The organism is Streptomyces sp. NBC_00091 (genome assembly GCF_026343185.1).
GTDB lineage: Bacteria > Actinomycetota > Actinomycetes > Streptomycetales > Streptomycetaceae > Streptomyces.
On the sequence record NZ_JAPEMA010000002.1, the window covers coordinates 569270 to 584711 of the forward strand.

The following is a 15442-nucleotide window of genomic DNA, read 5'->3' on the forward strand; positions in this document are numbered from 1 at the left end:
ATGAAGGTGACTCTGGCGACACACGGCGGGCTGGCGGCGGCGATCCGCCGCCCGCCCAAGGTGCTGGACACGGACACCCTGCCCGAGAGCGCTGCCACGGAGCTGGCCCAGCTGGTGGCGGCGGCCGTCCCGACGCCCACGGAGGACCAGCCCGGCCGCGCCCGGGACGCGAGGAGCTACACGATCACGGTGGAGGACGGCGGCCGCTCGACGGTCCTCCAACAGTCGGACGCCGCCATGACCCCCGCGTTCGCGGCCCTGCTCACCTGGCTTCGGAAGCACTTCGAGCGGCAGGAACAGTGAAGGCCCAGACGGACTGGGTCCGACCTGGGCCTTCAGCGGCGAAGCACCGCTCACACTCGCAGGGGTAGCAGGATTCGAACCTACGACATCTGGTTTTGGAGACCAGCGCTCTGACCAGCTGAGCTATACCCCTTCGGCGAGAACCACCATGCCATGAAGCGGCCGGAAGATCCAATCAATTCCGGGGCCGCCGCAGCGGAGGAGGAGCCATGCGCCGCCGTCCGAGCCGCCTGGTGGGCCCCGTCCTCGCCCTCCTCCTGATCGGCGCCGGCCCCGGGGGCTCCGGTGAGACCGTCTCGCTCGACGGGGACCGCCCCGGGGAGCGTCTCGACGTCACCCTCACCCGGGTCGTCGACCCCGCCGGCACCGCCGACGCCGACCGGCTGGTCGCCGTGGAGCTGCGCCTGGAGAACACCGGGACGCTGCCGTACCGGGACTCCCCCGCCCCGGCCGCGCACCTCCTCGACACCGAGGGGCAGCGGTTCACCGGCCTGAACACCACGACCGACGCCGGGCCGAGCCTCCCCGACACCGTCACCCTGGCCCCCGGCGACTCGGCCTCCGGTTTCGTCACCTTCCGGCTCCCCAAGGACGCCGGACTCGCCGCCGTGCAGTTCGCGCTGGACGGCGGGCTCGGCGACGACGTGGGCCACTGGAGCCTCTCCTGAATCAGCCGGAAGTTACCTCGACGCGTGTAGTGACTTAGTCGGCATCAGACAGTAGAACTTGTTCCCACTCCGTCGAGAGTGAGGAACGTCAATGAGCGACAAAAGCCTGCACAGCAAGGTATCCAGGGGTCTTTCCCGTCGCGGATTCATCGCTGGAACTGGTTCCATTCTCGGAGCCGTGGCGCTGGCGGTCAACTCCACCCCGGCCCATGCGCATTCCGCCACCGCCGCCGGCTCCCCCATCGACTCCGGGGCCCACCTCCCGGTCCTCGTCATCGGCACCGGCTACGGCGGCTCCGTCGCCGCGCTGCGCCTCGCACAGGCCGGCGTCCCGGTGCACATGGTCGAGATGGGCATGGCCTGGGACACCCCGGGGAGCGACGGCAAGATCTTCGCCAACACCACCAAGCCCGACTACCGCTCGTACTGGCTGCGCACCCGGACCAAGGCGCCGCTCAGCAACTTCCTCGGCTTCCCCATCGACAAGGACGTCCCCCGCTACACGGGCATCCTCGATGCCGAGGAGATGGGCGGGATCATCGTCTACCAGGGCCGTGGCGTCGGCGGCGGCTCGCTGGTCAACGGCGGGATGGCCGTGACCCCCAAGCGGCAGAACTTCGGCGCCATCCTGCCGTCGGTGGACGCCGAGGAGATGTACAGCACCTACTACCCACGCGCCAACGCCGGGCTCGGGGTGGGCCTCATCGACCCCGACTGGTTCGAGACGGTGGACTGCTACCAGTTCGCCCGCGTCGGCCGCAAGCACGCCCAGCGCTCCGGGTTCCCCTTCGTCTTCGTACCCGACGTCTACGACTGGGACTACATGAAGGAGGAGGTGGCCGGCACCGTTCCCAAGTCCGCGGTCGACGGCGAGATCCTCTACGGCAACAACGCGGGCAAGAAGTCCCTCCAGCAGACCTATCTGGCCGCCGCCCGGGCGACCGGCAAGGTGAGCATCTCCCCGCTGCACCGGGTCACCACCGTCTCCCCCTCGGACGGTGGCGGCTACACGGTCGTCATGGAGCAGCTCGGCACCGGCGGGGAGACGGTCGCCACCAAGACCGTCACCGCCGACCGGGTGTTCTTCGCGGCCGGCAGCGTCGGCACCAGCAAGCTGCTGGTCCGGCTGAAGGCCACGGGCGCCCTGCCGCACCTGAACGACGAGGTCGGCAAGGGCTGGGGCGACAACGGCAACGTCATGTGCGGCCGCGCGAACCACATGTGGGACCCCACCGGGAAGGTGCAGGCCTCCATCCCGTGCGGCGGCATCGACAACTGGGACGCGGGCGGCGCCTTCGCCGAGGTGGCCCCGCTGCCGACGGGGATCGAGACGTACGCGTCCTTCTACCTCTCCATCACCAAGAACCCCAACCGCGCGCGGTTCTCCTGGAACGCGGCGACGGGCAAGGTCGACCTGGACTGGCAGACGGCCTGGAAGCAGCCGTCCATCGACATGGCGAAGACCATCTTCGACAAGATCAACGCCAAGGAGGGGACGATCTACCGCACCGACCTCTTCGGCACCAACAAGGTCTGGGGCGATCACCTCACCTACCACCCGCTGGGCGGCGCGGTACTGGACAGGGCCACCGACAACTACGGCCGGCTGCACGGCCATCCGGGCCTGTACGTCATCGACGGAGCGCTGATCCCCGGCAACACCAGCGTCAACCCGTTCGTGACGATCACGGCCCTCGCCGAGCGGAACATAGAGAAGATCATCGCCACCGACCTGTGACGACGACCGGTTCCCGGGGCCGTCCGGACCCACCGGGCGGCCCCGGGCCGTCTCAGCTGCCCGGCAGCACACAGACGCTGTCGAGGCCCAGTACGTGGTTGAGCCGGCCGAAGGCGAGCCAGGAGCCGATGCTCATGCTCAGCTCCACGATCTCCAGCTGGCTGTAGTGCGCGGTCATCCGCTCCCAGAACTCCTCGTCGAGGTTGTGGTGGTCCAGGGCGTAGCGCTCGGCGTACTCGGCGGCGAGCCGGGTGCGCTCGTCGAAGGCCTGGGTGGTGCGCCAGTCGGTCACGGCGTCGGCGAACCCCTCCTCGACCTTCTCGCCGTCCCGGTCGGTCCGCCAGTCGAGGCAGAACACGCACCCGTTGATCTGCGCGATGCGCAGCCGCGCGGCCTCGAACTCGCGCAGGCCCAGGGTGGTGTGGGCGTAGACCGACAGGGAGAAGTTGGCGGCGGCCATCCCGATGCCGGGGACCATGTCCCCCCACACGTACTCGATCGGGTGCTGCCCCTCGGGGACGTCGATTCTCATGGCTGCTTCCTTCCGAGTTTGCCGACTGCGGGCCGCAGCGGGATGTCGAGGGCGTCGTAGAGTCCGGGCTCGGCGGCCACGAGCCAGTCGATGGCCCCCACGAGCCGCCCGACGGCGGTGGCGTTCCCGCCCGCCGAACGGTTCTCGCCCTCGTCGGTGGCCTCGACGGTGACCTCGATGCGCGGGCGGCCCTCGATGACGACCCGGTGGGCTCCGGCCCCGCCGTCGGGCGGCACCGGCCAGTCGGGGGCGCAGGAGGCGTGGATGCGGGTGACGTGTTCGATGACGATGCGGGGTTCGCCCCCGACGATGCCCTGGACCTCGAAGCGGATGGCGCCCTGGGTGCCGGCCTCGAACTCGCCCATGGCCGGGGTGGTGACCGTGGTGTCGAGGGCGCGGCGGTCGGAGGTCTCGCGTATCTCCTCGAGTTCGGCGCCGAGGGCGCGGGCCATCATCCGGATCTGTCCGCCCCACACCATGGTCGGGACCGAGGGCATGAGCATCATCGGCTCGTAGTCCATCGGGTGCCCCATGCCGACCAGGTGGCGTACGGAGTCCGGCTGGTCGTACGTGGAGTAGTCGAAGATCTCCTGGCAGCGGATCGCTTCCACGGTGGTGCCCAGTCCGCTGAGCAGCAGTGGGAGCACGTCGTTGCCCCAGCCGGGGTCGACCCCGGAGGCGAAGAGCGAGCCGCCGCCCTCCGCGATCGCGGCGAGCACCGGATCCCGGAACTCCGGCGGGGCGCCGCGGTGGTCGTAGAGCGGGTACAGGGCGGGGCTGACCACGGCCGCGCCGGCCGCGATGGCCCGGGTGATGTCGGCGAGGGCGTCGTCGGGGCGGACGTCCCCGGACGCCGCGTACACGACGGCGGCGGGGCGGGCGGCGAGCACCGCCCCGATGTCGTCGGTGGCGGCCACCCCCAACCGGTGGCCGAGTCCGGCGAGTTCGCCCGCGTCGCGGCCGACCTTGGCGGGGTTGTGGACGATCACTGCCGTGAGTTCGAGCGCCGGGTGGGCGTCGACGGCGCGGATCGCCGCGCGGCCGACGTTGCCCGTGCCCCAGACCACCGTGGGAATCATGCGCGGAGGGTAGCGAGGGGGCGTGGAGGTGCCCAGCGTCGTGAAGGAGGTTTTTCGGACGGGGCGGCCGCGGGGCGAAGAATGGCCCCGCGGCCCGGCAGCACCCCGCCGCGTACCCTCCCGGCATGAGGAACTCGACGCTACGGGCGGTCAACCGGCTCACGGCACGTTGGGCCGCGGCCTCCGGCGGGGGCGGGGGTACGGTCTTCACCGCGCCCGGGGTCTGGCCGCTGCTCGCCCTGCTCGCGGACGGAGCGGCGGGCCCGGCCCGCGCGGAGCTGGCGGAGGCCCTCGGCATACCCGCCGAGGACGCGGCGGGAGCCGCGCGGGAGCTGCTGGCCGCGCTGGCCGGCGCACGGGGCCTGCGCGCGGCGACCGGCCTGTGGACCCGGGAGGACCTCCCCCTGGAGGCCCCCTGGGCGGCCCGCCTCCCCGAGGGCACCCGGGGCACGCTGACCGGCGACCCGGACACCGACCACAAGACGCTGGACGCGTGGGCCGCCGAGCGGACGGACGGCCTCATCGAGCGGATGCCGGTCGCGCTGCCGGATGGACCCGACGGGGTCAGGCTGGTGCTGGCCTCCGCGCTCACGCTGCGGCTGAAGTGGATCCGGCCGTTCATGGAGTGGAACCGCGAGGTGTACGAGGGCCCGTGGGCGGGCCGGCGTCTGCTCATGCTGAGCCGCGGCACGTCCCTGCTGGACCGGGTCAAGGTGGCGCACGGCCCCGCCGGTCCGGTCACGCTGCTGGAGGTGGTCGGGGACACCGGGGTGGACGTCCACCTGGTCCTGGGCGAGGCCGGCGCCCCGCCCGGCGAGGTGCTCCGTACCGGGATCGAGGCCGCCACCCGGGCGCGCCCCTCGACGGGCGCGAGCCTGCTGCCCGAGGGAAATCCCGGCCCGGGCCTGACCGTCGGAACGGCGCCCTCCGCGTCGCCGGAACCCTGGCTCGGCATCCAGACGCCCGCCTTCGAGATACGGGCGGAGCACGATCTCCTGGACCAGGCCCGGCTGTTCGGCCTGACCACGGCCTCGGACAGCGGCGCCGGGCACTTCCCGGGGATCAGCTCCGACCCCCTCGCCATCACCTCCGCGCGGCAGTCGGCGCTCGCCCGCTTCCACGCGACGGGCTTCGAAGCCGCCGCGGTGACGGCGATCGCCGCCGCCGCCGGATCCGCCATGCCCCGCCTGCGCTACCGCGTCCGCCGGGCGGAGGTGTGCTTCGACCGCCCCTTCGGCTTCCTGGCCGTGCACCGCCCCTCCCGCCTCGTCCTCGCCGCCGGCTGGATCACGGACCCGCTTCCGTCCGAGGAGGAGCGGGAGAAGACCGAGGCGGAGAAGCTGGAGGAGGAGAGGGAGTTCTGGGCGTAGGCGCCGCCAGCCGGGCGGCCAGGGCCGCCGTCTCCGCGAAGGCCGGCACGTGCCCGGCGCCGGCGCCGGGCCGCCCCGGAAACGACCGGTTCCGGGGTGGTGGCGAAAACTTCCTCCGGATAGTTGTTATCCCGGCCCCACTCGACGGTCTCCCAGTTATTGGGCATCATCGACCGCCGGTACGGACAGGGACTTCACACATGAGTACACAGCACACGGCAGAGCTGGTGGCAGCGGCCCGTGCGGGCGATCCCCGCGCGCAGGACGAGCTCGTCAGCGCCCACCTGCCGCTCGTCTACAACATCGTCGGCCGGGCCCTGAACGGGTCCTTCGACGTGGACGACGTGGTGCAGGACACCATGCTGCGGGCGCTCGACGGGCTGGGCGGCCTGCGGGCGGACGAGAGCTTCCGGTCCTGGCTGGTGGCCATCACGATGAACCGTGTACGGGCGCACTGGCAGGCCCGCAGCGGCGGTCCGGACCAGAGCGGACTGGAGGCGGCCCAGGACATCGCCGATCCCGGCGCCGACTTCGCCGACCTGACCGTCGTACGGCTCCACCTGTCCGGTCAGCGCCGCGAGACGGCCCGCGCCACGCGCTGGCTGGAGCCCGACGACCGGGCGCTGCTGTCGCTGTGGTGGCTGGAGTGCGCCGGGGAGCTGACCCGGGCCGACGTGGCTTCCGCGCTGGAGCTGACCCCGCAGCACACTGCGGTACGGGTGCAGCGGATGAAGGCGCAGCTGGAGTCGGCCCGGGTGGTGGAGCGGGCGCTGGAGACGCAGCCGCCCTGCGAGGGGCTGCGGGCGATGACGGGCACCTGGGACGGGCGGCCCTCCGCGCTGTGGCGCAAGCGAATAGCCCGGCACGCGCGCGAGTGCCTGCGCTGCTCCGGGCTGTGGAACGGGCTGGTTCCGGCGGAGGGGCTGCTGGCCGGGCTGGCGCTGGTCCCGGTGACGGCGGCGCTGCTGGAGGGCGTACGGTCCGCCGTGGCGGCCGGCTACACCCCGGCGGGCGCGGCCTTCGCCGACGCGGCGACGCAGCTCTCCCCGGTGGTGGACGCCCCGGGCCGGGCCGCCCGGCGCAAGGCCGGCGACCCCACAGACGGCCCCGACGGCCCGGGCAGCCGCGGGGCGCAGCGCAAGCGGCGCCAGAACCGGCGCCGGGCGATCGGCGGCGCGGTGGTCGCCGCGTGCGTCGCGGGCGGCGGCCTGGTCTACCTCGGCCAGCTCCCCGGTTCGCGGGGTTCCGAGGCGGGGGGCGCGCCCGCCTCCGCGCCGGCCGCCCTGTCCGCACCCGGCTCCGGCGCGCCCCAGCCGTCCGGGTCCGCCTCGGCCTCGCCCTCCGCTTCCGCGTCGGCCTCGCCCTCCCCGTCGGCGTCCGCTTCGGCCTCCCCGTCGCCCTCCGCGAGCGCCGCGAAGACCTCGGCCGCCGCTCCGACGCCGTCCAAGAGCAATCCGCCGCGCCCGGCCCCGCCCGCTCCGGCGCCCGCCCCGGCGGGGGTCGCGGGGCAGGTCATCGCCCTGGCCAACTCCGAGCGCGCCGCGGCCGGCTGCGGTCCGCTGAAGGAGGACGCGCAGCTGCGGGGCGCCGCCCAGGGGCACTCGGACGACATGGCCCGGCGGGACTTCTTCTCGCACACCAATCCCGACGGGGCCGACCCGGGGGCGCGGACGACGGCCGCCGGGTACCGCTGGTCGACGTACGGGGAGAACATCGCCAAGGGGCAGCAGACCGCGCAGGACGTGATGGATTCCTGGATGAAGAGCCCCGGTCACCGCGCCAACATCCTCAACTGCTCTTTCAAGGACATCGGCGTCGGCATCCACACGGGTTCGGGCGGCCCCTGGTGGACGCAGAACTTCGGCGCCCGGTAGACCCGCCGCCCCGCTTCCTCCTCTTTGACTCAGAATCCGGGCAAGATAGGAGCTGGAGCCGAACGGGCAGATCAGAGCGGGCGGGGTGAGGTGCATGGCGAGGAAGGAGCTGCGTCCTCATCAGCGCGAGGCCGTCGACGCCGTCGTGCGGGCCCTCCAGCTGCCCGCCACCGGCCGGGTGCCCGAGCAGGGCCTGCGGACCCAGGTGATCATGGCCACAGGGTCCGGCAAGTCCCTCGTCGCCGTGCGCTCGGCCGAGGAGCTGCGGGCGGGCCGGGTGCTCGTCCTGGTGCCCTCGCTCGACCTGCTCGTGCAGACCGTCGCGGCCTGGCGGGAGGGGGGCCGCAGCGGCAGGGCGCTCGCGGTGTGCTCGCTGCGCGGCGAGGACGTGGGGGTGCCCACCACGACCGCGCCGGCGCAGCTGGCCCGCTGGGGCTCCCGGCCGGTGGAGCGGGTGACGGTCTTCGCCACGTACGCCTCGCTCGGTCTGGGCACCATCGAGCGGGCGCACCTGGGGGGACTGCCGCCCTGGGACCTGGTCGTGGTCGACGAGGCGCACCGTACGTCCGGCCGGATCGGCAAGCCCTGGGCGGTGGTCCACGACAACACGCGGATCCCCTCCGTCCGGCGGCTGTACATGACGGCCACGCCCCGGGTGTGGCGCGACGGGGAGGAGAGCGAGGAGGCCGAGGAGCCGGAAGAGGCGGAGGAGGCCGGGGCGTACGGGCCGGAGACGGCCGGCGGCGCGGAGCCGCGGGGCCGGGGCGAGCTCGTCGCGTCGATGGAGAACGATCCGCAGGGGCCGTTCGGGGCACGCTGCTACACCCTGTCCCTGTCGGAGGCCATCGACCGGGGCATCTGCGCCCCGTACCGGGTGGTGTGCGTGGACGTCAGCGACCCCGGGTTCCAGTCGGCGGTGCTGCTGGGCGCCGACGGCCGCTCGGACCGGGTGCGCGGGATGCGGATCGCGGCGCTCCAGGCGGCGCTGGTGAAGGCGGCGGCGGATCAGGGCTTCCGGCGGACCCTGGTGTTCCACCATCTGACGAAGGAGGCCGAGGCGTTCGCGGCGGGCCTGCCGGCGGTGGCGGCCAGGCTGCGGGTGACGAGCCGCTCCGCGCTGCCGGTGTATCCGCGCACGGTGTGGGCGGACTGGCTGTGCGGACAGCACACGGCGGCCCACCGGCGCCGGGTGCTCGACGCGTTCGCCGCCGACCGGGTCGCCGACAAGGCCTTCCTGGGCAGCGTGCGCGTGCTGGGCGAGGGCGTGGACACCAAGGAGTGCGACTCGGTGTTCTGGGCCGACGTGCGCGGTTCCATGCCCGATCTGGTGCAGGCGGTGGGCCGGGCCCTGCGGATGCGGCCCGGCGAGGGCAAGGTGGCCTCCCTGGTGGTGCCGGTGCTGCTGGGGCCGGGCGAGTCACCGGAGTCGATGCTGACCTCACGGGCTTACGGGGACCTCGCGCGGCTTCTGGAGGCGCTGAGGGCGCACGACTCGAGGCTGGTCGAGGCCCTGGCACAGCCCCAGGTCCAGAGCCGGGCCGCGAAGCAGTCGGGCGAGGGTGTCTCCGCCACCGGCCCCGGGTCGGGGGCGCGGGCCCTGCTGAGCTTCTCCACCCCGCGCGATCCGGCGCTGCTGGCGGCCTTCATCCGGCTGCGCGTGCTCAATCCGGAGCACACGCAGTGGCGGCGCGGTGCGGAGGCGGCCCGGATCTACGCGGCCTCGGCCGGGGACCTGAAGGTGCCGTTCGCCTTCAAGGTGCCCGCGGACGGCGGCCGGTGGCCCGCGGGCCTGGCCGGGTTCCCGCTCGGGCAGTGGATCGCGGACGCGCGGCGCACGTACCGCAGGGGGGCGCTGGGCCGGGAGCGGACCCGGGAGCTCGAGGAGCTCGGCATGGTGTGGAGCCACTTCGACGTGGCCTTCGAGGAGGGGCTCACGGCGGCCCGGGCCTGGGCCGCCGAGCACGGGCACCTGCTGCCGCCGGTGGACGCCACCTGGCACGGGGCGCCGGTCGGGGTGTGGGCCAAGAACCAGCGGGCCGCCGCCCGCCGGGAGGGGCCCGGCGCGCTGCCGCAGGAGCGGCGGGAGGCCCTGGAGGAGATCGACCCCTCCTGGTGCCCGGCCTGGGACATCGGCTGGCAGCGGGCGTTCCGGCTGACCCGCGCCCATCTGGACGCGGGCGGCGGGATCCCGGCCGGCCCGGGCAGGGTGCTGGTCCAGGGCGAGGACCTGGGCCTGTGGGTGCGGACCCAGCGCCTCGGGTGGGAGCGCCTCGCCTGGGCGCAGCGGTGGCTGCTGGAGCACGGGCTGGGGCTGACCCCCGCCGCGGAGGCGGAGCGCCCGCCGCCGCGCCGGAGTCATGCCGCGGCGTGGTCGGAGCACCTGGAGGCGGCCCGGCGGTTCCACGCCCGCGAGGGGCACCTGCGGGTGCCGCGTACGCATGTGGAGCCGGTGGGCGCGCTGGAGCTGCGGCTCGGTTCCTGGATCGCCAACCAGCGCTCCAGGGCGGCGAAGCTGGCCCCGGAGCGGGTGGCCGCGCTGACGGCCCTGGGGATGCGCTGGCCGGCGTCCCCGTAAGCCCGCCGGTCAGTGGTGGAAGCCCGGCCGGGGTTCGGTGGCGGGGACCGGCTGTGGGGTGGCGGTGAGGTGGTCCACGGCCCGGCGCAGGTCGTCGACCAGCAGGGCGATCTGGTCGCGGGTCACCCCGTGCCGGATCAGGACGCGCTGGATGACGGTGTCCTGCCGGTCGGCCGGCAGCGGGTACGAGGGCACCTGCCAGCCCCGCATCCGCAGCCGGTCGGAGAGGTCGTAGAGGCTGAAGCCGGCCCCGGCCGGGTCGGTGAGCGTGTAGGAGACGGCGGGCAGGGCGCCCCGGCCGTCGTAGAGCAGGCTGAAGGGCCCGAGGCCGGCGATCTGCCGGGCCAGGTACTGGGCGGTGTCGGCGCAGGCCTGCTGGACGCGCCGGTAGCCGCCCCGGCCCAGGCGCAGGAAGAGGTAGTACTGGGCGATGACCTCGCCGCCGGGGCGGGAGAAGTTGAGGGCGAAGGTGGGCATGTCGCCGCCCAGGTAGTCCACGTCGAAGACGAGTTCGGCGGGGAGCAGGTCGGCGGTGCGCCACACGATCCAGCCGACGCCCAGCGGCGCCAGCCCGTACTTGTGCCCGGAGGTGTTGACGGAGGCGACGCGCGGCAGCCGGAAGTCCCAGACCACGTCGGGGTGGAGGAAGGGGGCGACGAAGCCTCCGCTCGCGGCGTCCACGTGGACGGGGACGTCCCAGCCGTGCTCGGCCTGGATCCGGTCGAGGGCGGCGGCGATCTCGGCGACGGGTTCGTAGTCGCAGGTGTAGGTGACGCCGAGGATGGCGACGACCCCGATGGTGTTCTCGTCGACGTGGGCGGCGAGCTGGTGGGGGCGCAGTCCGGTGGCTCCGGGCTCCAGGGGGACCTGGCGCAGCTCGACGTCGAAGTAGCGCGCGAACTTCTCCCAGCAGATCTGGACCGGGCCGCACACCAGGTTGGGGCGGTCGGCCGGTTTGCCCTCGGCGCGGCGGCGGGCGCGCCAGCGCCATTTGAGGGCGAGGCCGCCGAGCATGGCGGCCTCGCTGGAGCCCGTGGTGGAGCAGCCGGTCGCGACATGGCCGGGCGGGGCGTTCCAGAGGTCGGCCAGGATGTTGACGCAGCGGGCCTCGATCTCGGCGGTCTGCGGGTACTCGTCCTTGTCGATCATGTTCTTGTCGAGGCACTCGTTCATCAGGCGGTGCACGCCGTCGTCCGACCAGGTGGTGCAGAAGGTGGCCAGGTTCTGGGCGGCGTTGCCGTCGAGGAGCAGCTCGTTGTGCAGGAGCGAGTAGACCACCTCGGAGGGCGAGTGGTCCTCGGGCATCCGGTACTTGGGGAGGATCGTGCCGCTCAGGGCGGACGCGAACACGTCCGTCTCGGCGTCCCGGGCGTGCGTGTCCTTCGTCTGATGAAGAGCCATATCGGGACTATAGGGGCAAATCACCGCTCGGGGCGGCTCCAGAAGCCCTCGAGAACCGGTCGGGCGAACCCGTTTCCGGCACACCTTCCGGCCGAGTCTGGGGTGTGATCCCCTTCATCGACCCCCCACTCCGCCGAAAAAATTACTGCCCAGTAGGATTTCCTCCGCAGATCTTCCGGTCCGGGCCACTGGAGCTGGTCCGGACCGGAAGATCATTTAATTGGTTCTACATAGAACTTATCCGCCGATGTCCGGATAGCGGTCAACTGTCGTGCGGGCCCTGATAGTTCTTCCGCCATGAACACGATCACCCGTCGGCAGGCCTTGGGCACCACTGCCGGCGCACTCACCGTCCTCGGCATCGCGGGCGCCACCGCGCACGCTGCCGCCACCGACTCCCGGGCTGCCACCACTCCGGCCGGCACCGTCGACGAGGTGTACCAGGGCCGCCGTATCCAGATATCCACCGCGACCGGCGGCGGCCACCACGGTGGCCACCACGGCGGAGCCGGGATGCCGACCGTCCGCATAGACGGCCGCGAGCTGCACGTCATGCGCAACGCCGACGGCACCTGGATCAGCGTGGTCAACCATTACGAGACCTTCGCCGACCCCACCACGCTGGCCCGCGCCGCCGTGCGCGAGCTCCAGGGCTCCCAGCTCGCCCCGATGCAGATGGGAGGCACGGCATGACCGTCCGCAAGAACCAGGCCGCGCTGAGCGCCGAGGAGAAGCGCGCCTTCACCAACGCTCTGCTCGAGCTCAAGCGCACCGGGCGCTACGACCGGTTCGTCACCACCCACAACGGCTTCATCATGAGCGACACCGACTCGGGCGACCGGGTGGGCCACCGCTCCCCCTCCTTCCTCCCCTGGCACCGCCGCTTTCTGCTCGAGTTCGAGGCGGCTCTGCAGGCGGTGGACAAGAGCGTTTCGATCCCGTACTGGGACTGGACCGCCGACCGCACCACCCGCTCCTCCCTCTGGGCCGCCGACTTCCTCGGCGGCACCGGACGCGCCCGCGACGGGCAGGTGACGGACGGCCCGTTCGCCTACGCGACGGGCAAGTGGGAGGTGGCCGTACGGGTCGACGGCCGCTCCTACCTGCGGCGCGCGCTCGGCGAGGGCGTCGCCCAGCTGCCGACGCGGGCCGAGGTGGACGCCGTACTGGCCATGCCGGTCTACGACATGGCCCCCTGGAACAGCTCCTCGAACGGCTTCCGCAACAACCTGGAGGGCTGGCGCGGCGCCAACCTCCACAACCGGGTGCACGTGTGGGTCGGCGGCCAGATGGCCACCGGGGTCTCCCCCAACGACCCGGTGTTCTGGATGCACCACGCCTTCGTGGACAAGCTGTGGTCCGACTGGCAGGCGAAGAACCCGAACTCCACCTACCTGCCGGCCGCGGGCACGGCGAACGTGGTGGACCTGCGCGACACGATGCGGCCGTGGAACGACGTCACCCCGGCCGACATGCTCGACCACCGCAAGTTCTACACCTTCGACACCGAGCCCGCCGCCGCCAGCCAGCGGTAGTGCAGTTCGGGGCGGCCGACCTGGCCGTACCGGGGGGTGCGGTCCGCGCGGCCGGTGTCCACCAGGTGTTCCAGGTACCGGCGGGCGGTGATCCGCGAGATCCCGGCCGCCCCGGCCGCCCCGGCGGCGGTCAGCCCCTCGGGCGCCGCCCGCAGCAGCGCCGCGACCCGGTCCAGGGTCGGGGCGCTGAGGCCTTTGGGCAGTTCCGCCGGGCCGGGCGCGCGCAGTGCGGCGAGCGCCCGGTCCACGTCGTCCTGGCCCGCCGCCTCGCCGGCCGCCGCGCGGAACTCGGCGTAGCGCAGCAGCCGTTCGCGCAGGGTGGGGAACGCGAAGGGCTTCAGTACGTACTGCACGACGCCCAGCGACACGCTCTCGCGGACCATGGCCAGGTCCCGCGCCGAGGTCACCGCGATCACGTCGACGGGATGCCCGGCCGCCCGCAGTCCGCGCGCGAAGCGCAGCCCGTGGCCGTCGGGCAGGGTGAGGTCGAGCAGCAGCAGGTCCACCCGGGTGCGCTCCAGCACCCGGGTGGCCTCGGCCAGGGAGTGGACGGCCGCCACGGCCGTGAAGCCGGGCACCCGGCCGACGTAGAGCGCGTGCGCGTCGGCGGCGACGGGGTCGTCCTCGACCACCAGCACCCGCACCTCGGCGCTCATGCCGCCCCGCCCGCGGCGGGCCGGCCGCACACCCCGTGCTCCCCGCCCGCGGCACCGGAAAGCCCGGCGCCGCCCCCGGCGGGATCCGGCGGAAACGGCAGTCGTACGGTGAACCGCGCGCCGCCCTCGGCGACCCCGGCGGCGTCCACCGCGCCGCCGTGCCGCAGGGCCACCTGACGGACCAGGGCCAGGCCCAGGCCGCGCCCCTCCCCCTTGCCGGACCAGCCGCGCCGGAAGACGTCCGCCCCGTCGGGCAGCCCGGGGCCGTTGTCCGCGACCCGCAGCAGCAGCCCGCCCGCGTCCCGGCGCACGGTGACGGTGATCCGCCCGCCGGGCACGCCCGTCAGGGCGTCGAGGGCGTTGTCGACGAGGTTGCCGAGCACGGTGACCAGGTCCCGGGCGGGCGGCAGCCCCGGCCCCGCCTCGATCGCCCCGCTGTCCGGGGTGACGACCAGCTCGATGCCCCGCTCGTGCGCCTGGGCGGCCTTGCCGAGCAGCAGCGCGACCAGCACCGGCTCCCCCACGGCGGTGACGACCTCGTCGGTCAGGGCCTGGGCCAGCTCCAGTTCGGCGGTCGCGAAGTCCACCGCCTCCTCGCTGCGGCCCAGTTCGATGAGGGAGACCACCGTGTGCAGCCGGTTGGCCGCCTCGTGGGCCTGGGAGCGCAGGGCCTGGGTGAAACCGCGCTCGTGGTCCAGCTCCCCGGTGAGGGCCTGGAGTTCGGTGTGGTCCCGCAGGGTGACCACGGTGCCGCGGCGGCCGCCGCCGGCCACCGGCGAGCTGTTGACGACGAGCACCCGCTCGCTGGTCAGGTGCACCTCGTCGACCCGGGGCCGGTCGGCGAGCAGGGCCCCGGTGAGCGGGGCGGGCAGGCCGAGGTCGGCGACGCCGCTGCCGGTGACCTCCCCGCGCAGGCCGAGGAGTTCGCGGCCGGCGTCGTTGATGAGGGTGATCCTGCGGTGGCCGTCGAGCATCAGCAGCCCCTCCCGGACCCCGTGCAGGGCCGCCTGGTGGTAGTCGTACATCCGGCTGAGCTCGGCGGCGTTCATGCCGTGGGTGTGGCGGCGCAGCCGGGCGTTGACCACGTACGTACCCACCGCGCCGAGGGCCAGCGCCCCGGCGGCCACCCAGGCGAGGGCGGAGAGCTGCTCCGCGAGGCGGTCGCTGATGGCGCGGACGGTGATCCCGGCGCTGACCATGCCGACGACGGCGTCGTCCGCGTCCCTGAGCGGGGTGACCACGCGGATGGAGGGGCCGAGGGTGCCGGTGTAGGTCTCGCTGAAGGTCTCGCCGCGCAGGGCCGGGGCGGTGTTGCCGAGGAAGCGCTCGCCGATGCGGCGCGGGTCGGGGTGGGTCCAGCGCTTCCCGTCGGGGGCCATGATCGTCACGAAGTCCACGCCCGAGTCGGTGCGCACCCGCTCGGCGTAGGGCTGGAGCGCGGCCGACGGATCAGCCCCGCGCGCGCCGGCCCGTACGGCCTCTCGCACGGAGGGCGAGTCCGCGACGGCCCGGGCCACCGCTCCGGCCTGCCGCCGGGCGGCGTCCTCGGCCTGGCCGCGGGCGGCCGCGTACGCGAAGACCGCGCATCCGGCGACGACGAGCGCGACCAGCAGGACCTGCATGGCGAACAGCTGGCCGGCGAGGCTGCGGGGCGGTCGGGGGAAGCGGAACATGGCGCTCAGTGTGCACCCGGCCGTGAACTCAATGAACG

At 73.5% G+C, this 15442-nt stretch carries 13 protein-coding genes and 1 tRNA gene; 8 read left to right on the top strand and 6 right to left on the bottom strand.

The window, feature by feature from the left end; all coding sequences use genetic code 11:
• Complete coding sequence (locus OOK34_RS30310; RefSeq protein ID WP_267037358.1) at positions 1 to 303, top strand: protealysin inhibitor emfourin; 303 nt, start codon at positions 1 to 3, stop codon at positions 301 to 303.
• 59 nt (positions 304 to 362) lie between these two features.
• On the opposite strand, the gene OOK34_RS30315 is transcribed toward OOK34_RS30310, so the two are convergent.
• Positions 363 to 436, bottom strand: a tRNA-Trp gene (locus tag OOK34_RS30315).
• A 76-nt stretch (positions 437 to 512) separates the two neighbouring features.
• Here OOK34_RS30315 and OOK34_RS30320 point away from each other — a divergent pair.
• Positions 513 to 971, top strand: coding sequence for a DUF4352 domain-containing protein (locus tag OOK34_RS30320; protein WP_267037359.1), 459 nt, complete (start codon positions 513 to 515; stop codon positions 969 to 971).
• 91 nt (positions 972 to 1062) lie between these two features.
• Complete coding sequence (locus tag OOK34_RS30325) at positions 1063 to 2709, top strand: GMC oxidoreductase (RefSeq protein ID WP_267037360.1); 1647 nt, start codon at positions 1063 to 1065, stop codon at positions 2707 to 2709.
• A gap of 52 nt (positions 2710 to 2761) precedes the next feature.
• Here the strand turns inward: OOK34_RS30325 and OOK34_RS30330 are convergent, their stop codons facing one another.
• Both OOK34_RS30330 and OOK34_RS30335 read right to left on the bottom strand, forming a co-directional pair.
• Complete coding sequence (locus OOK34_RS30330; protein ID WP_267037361.1) at positions 2762 to 3241, bottom strand: carboxymuconolactone decarboxylase family protein; 480 nt, start codon at positions 3239 to 3241, stop codon at positions 2762 to 2764.
• The gene (locus OOK34_RS30335; RefSeq protein WP_267037362.1) at positions 3238 to 4320 is read right to left on the bottom strand and encodes a dihydrodipicolinate reductase; all 1083 of its coding nucleotides are present in this window, start codon (positions 4318 to 4320) and stop codon (positions 3238 to 3240) included. Before OOK34_RS30335 ends, OOK34_RS30330 begins: the two co-directional genes overlap by 4 nt.
• A 125-nt stretch (positions 4321 to 4445) precedes the next feature.
• On the opposite strand from OOK34_RS30335, the gene OOK34_RS30340 reads away from it, so the two are divergent.
• The 3 genes from OOK34_RS30340 to OOK34_RS30350 all read left to right on the top strand — a co-directional run bounded on the left by OOK34_RS30340 (position 4446) and on the right by OOK34_RS30350 (position 10139).
• A complete protein-coding gene (locus tag OOK34_RS30340) occupies positions 4446 to 5690 on the top strand; it encodes a serpin family protein (RefSeq protein ID WP_267037363.1) in 1245 nt (414 codons plus the stop codon).
• 200 nt (positions 5691 to 5890) lie between these two features.
• Positions 5891 to 7564 carry a sigma-70 family RNA polymerase sigma factor gene (locus OOK34_RS30345; protein ID WP_267037364.1) on the top strand — a complete coding sequence of 558 codons (1674 nt, stop codon included), beginning with the start codon at positions 5891 to 5893 and terminating at the stop codon, positions 7562 to 7564.
• 94 nt (positions 7565 to 7658) lie between these two features.
• Positions 7659 to 10139: a DEAD/DEAH box helicase gene (locus tag OOK34_RS30350; protein WP_267037365.1), complete on the top strand. Its 2481-nt coding sequence runs from the start codon at positions 7659 to 7661 to the stop codon at positions 10137 to 10139.
• A 9-nt stretch (positions 10140 to 10148) separates the two neighbouring features.
• On the opposite strand, the gene OOK34_RS30355 is transcribed toward OOK34_RS30350, so the two are convergent.
• On the bottom strand, positions 10149 to 11540 hold the full coding sequence (locus tag OOK34_RS30355; protein WP_267037366.1) for a glutamate decarboxylase: 1392 nt from the start codon (positions 11538 to 11540) through the stop codon (positions 10149 to 10151).
• 297 nt (positions 11541 to 11837) lie between these two features.
• Here OOK34_RS30355 and OOK34_RS30360 point away from each other — a divergent pair, with 297 nt between their 5' ends.
• Positions 11838 to 12233, top strand: a complete 396-nt coding sequence (locus tag OOK34_RS30360; protein WP_267037367.1) for a tyrosinase family oxidase copper chaperone — start codon at positions 11838 to 11840, stop codon at positions 12231 to 12233.
• Positions 12230 to 13075: a tyrosinase family protein gene (locus OOK34_RS30365; protein ID WP_267037368.1), complete on the top strand. Its 846-nt coding sequence runs from the start codon at positions 12230 to 12232 to the stop codon at positions 13073 to 13075. Before OOK34_RS30360 ends, OOK34_RS30365 begins: the two co-directional genes overlap by 4 nt.
• Here OOK34_RS30365 and OOK34_RS30370 read toward each other — a convergent pair.
• A complete protein-coding gene (locus tag OOK34_RS30370) occupies positions 13033 to 13731 on the bottom strand; it encodes a response regulator (protein ID WP_267037369.1) in 699 nt (232 codons plus the stop codon). The two genes, OOK34_RS30365 and OOK34_RS30370, sit on opposite strands and share 43 nt — an antisense overlap.
• The gene (locus OOK34_RS30375; protein ID WP_267037370.1) at positions 13728 to 15404 is read right to left on the bottom strand and encodes a sensor histidine kinase; all 1677 of its coding nucleotides are present in this window, start codon (positions 15402 to 15404) and stop codon (positions 13728 to 13730) included. The genes OOK34_RS30370 and OOK34_RS30375 overlap by 4 nt, the downstream gene beginning before the upstream one ends.
• Between the last annotated feature and the right edge of the window lie 38 nt (positions 15405 to 15442).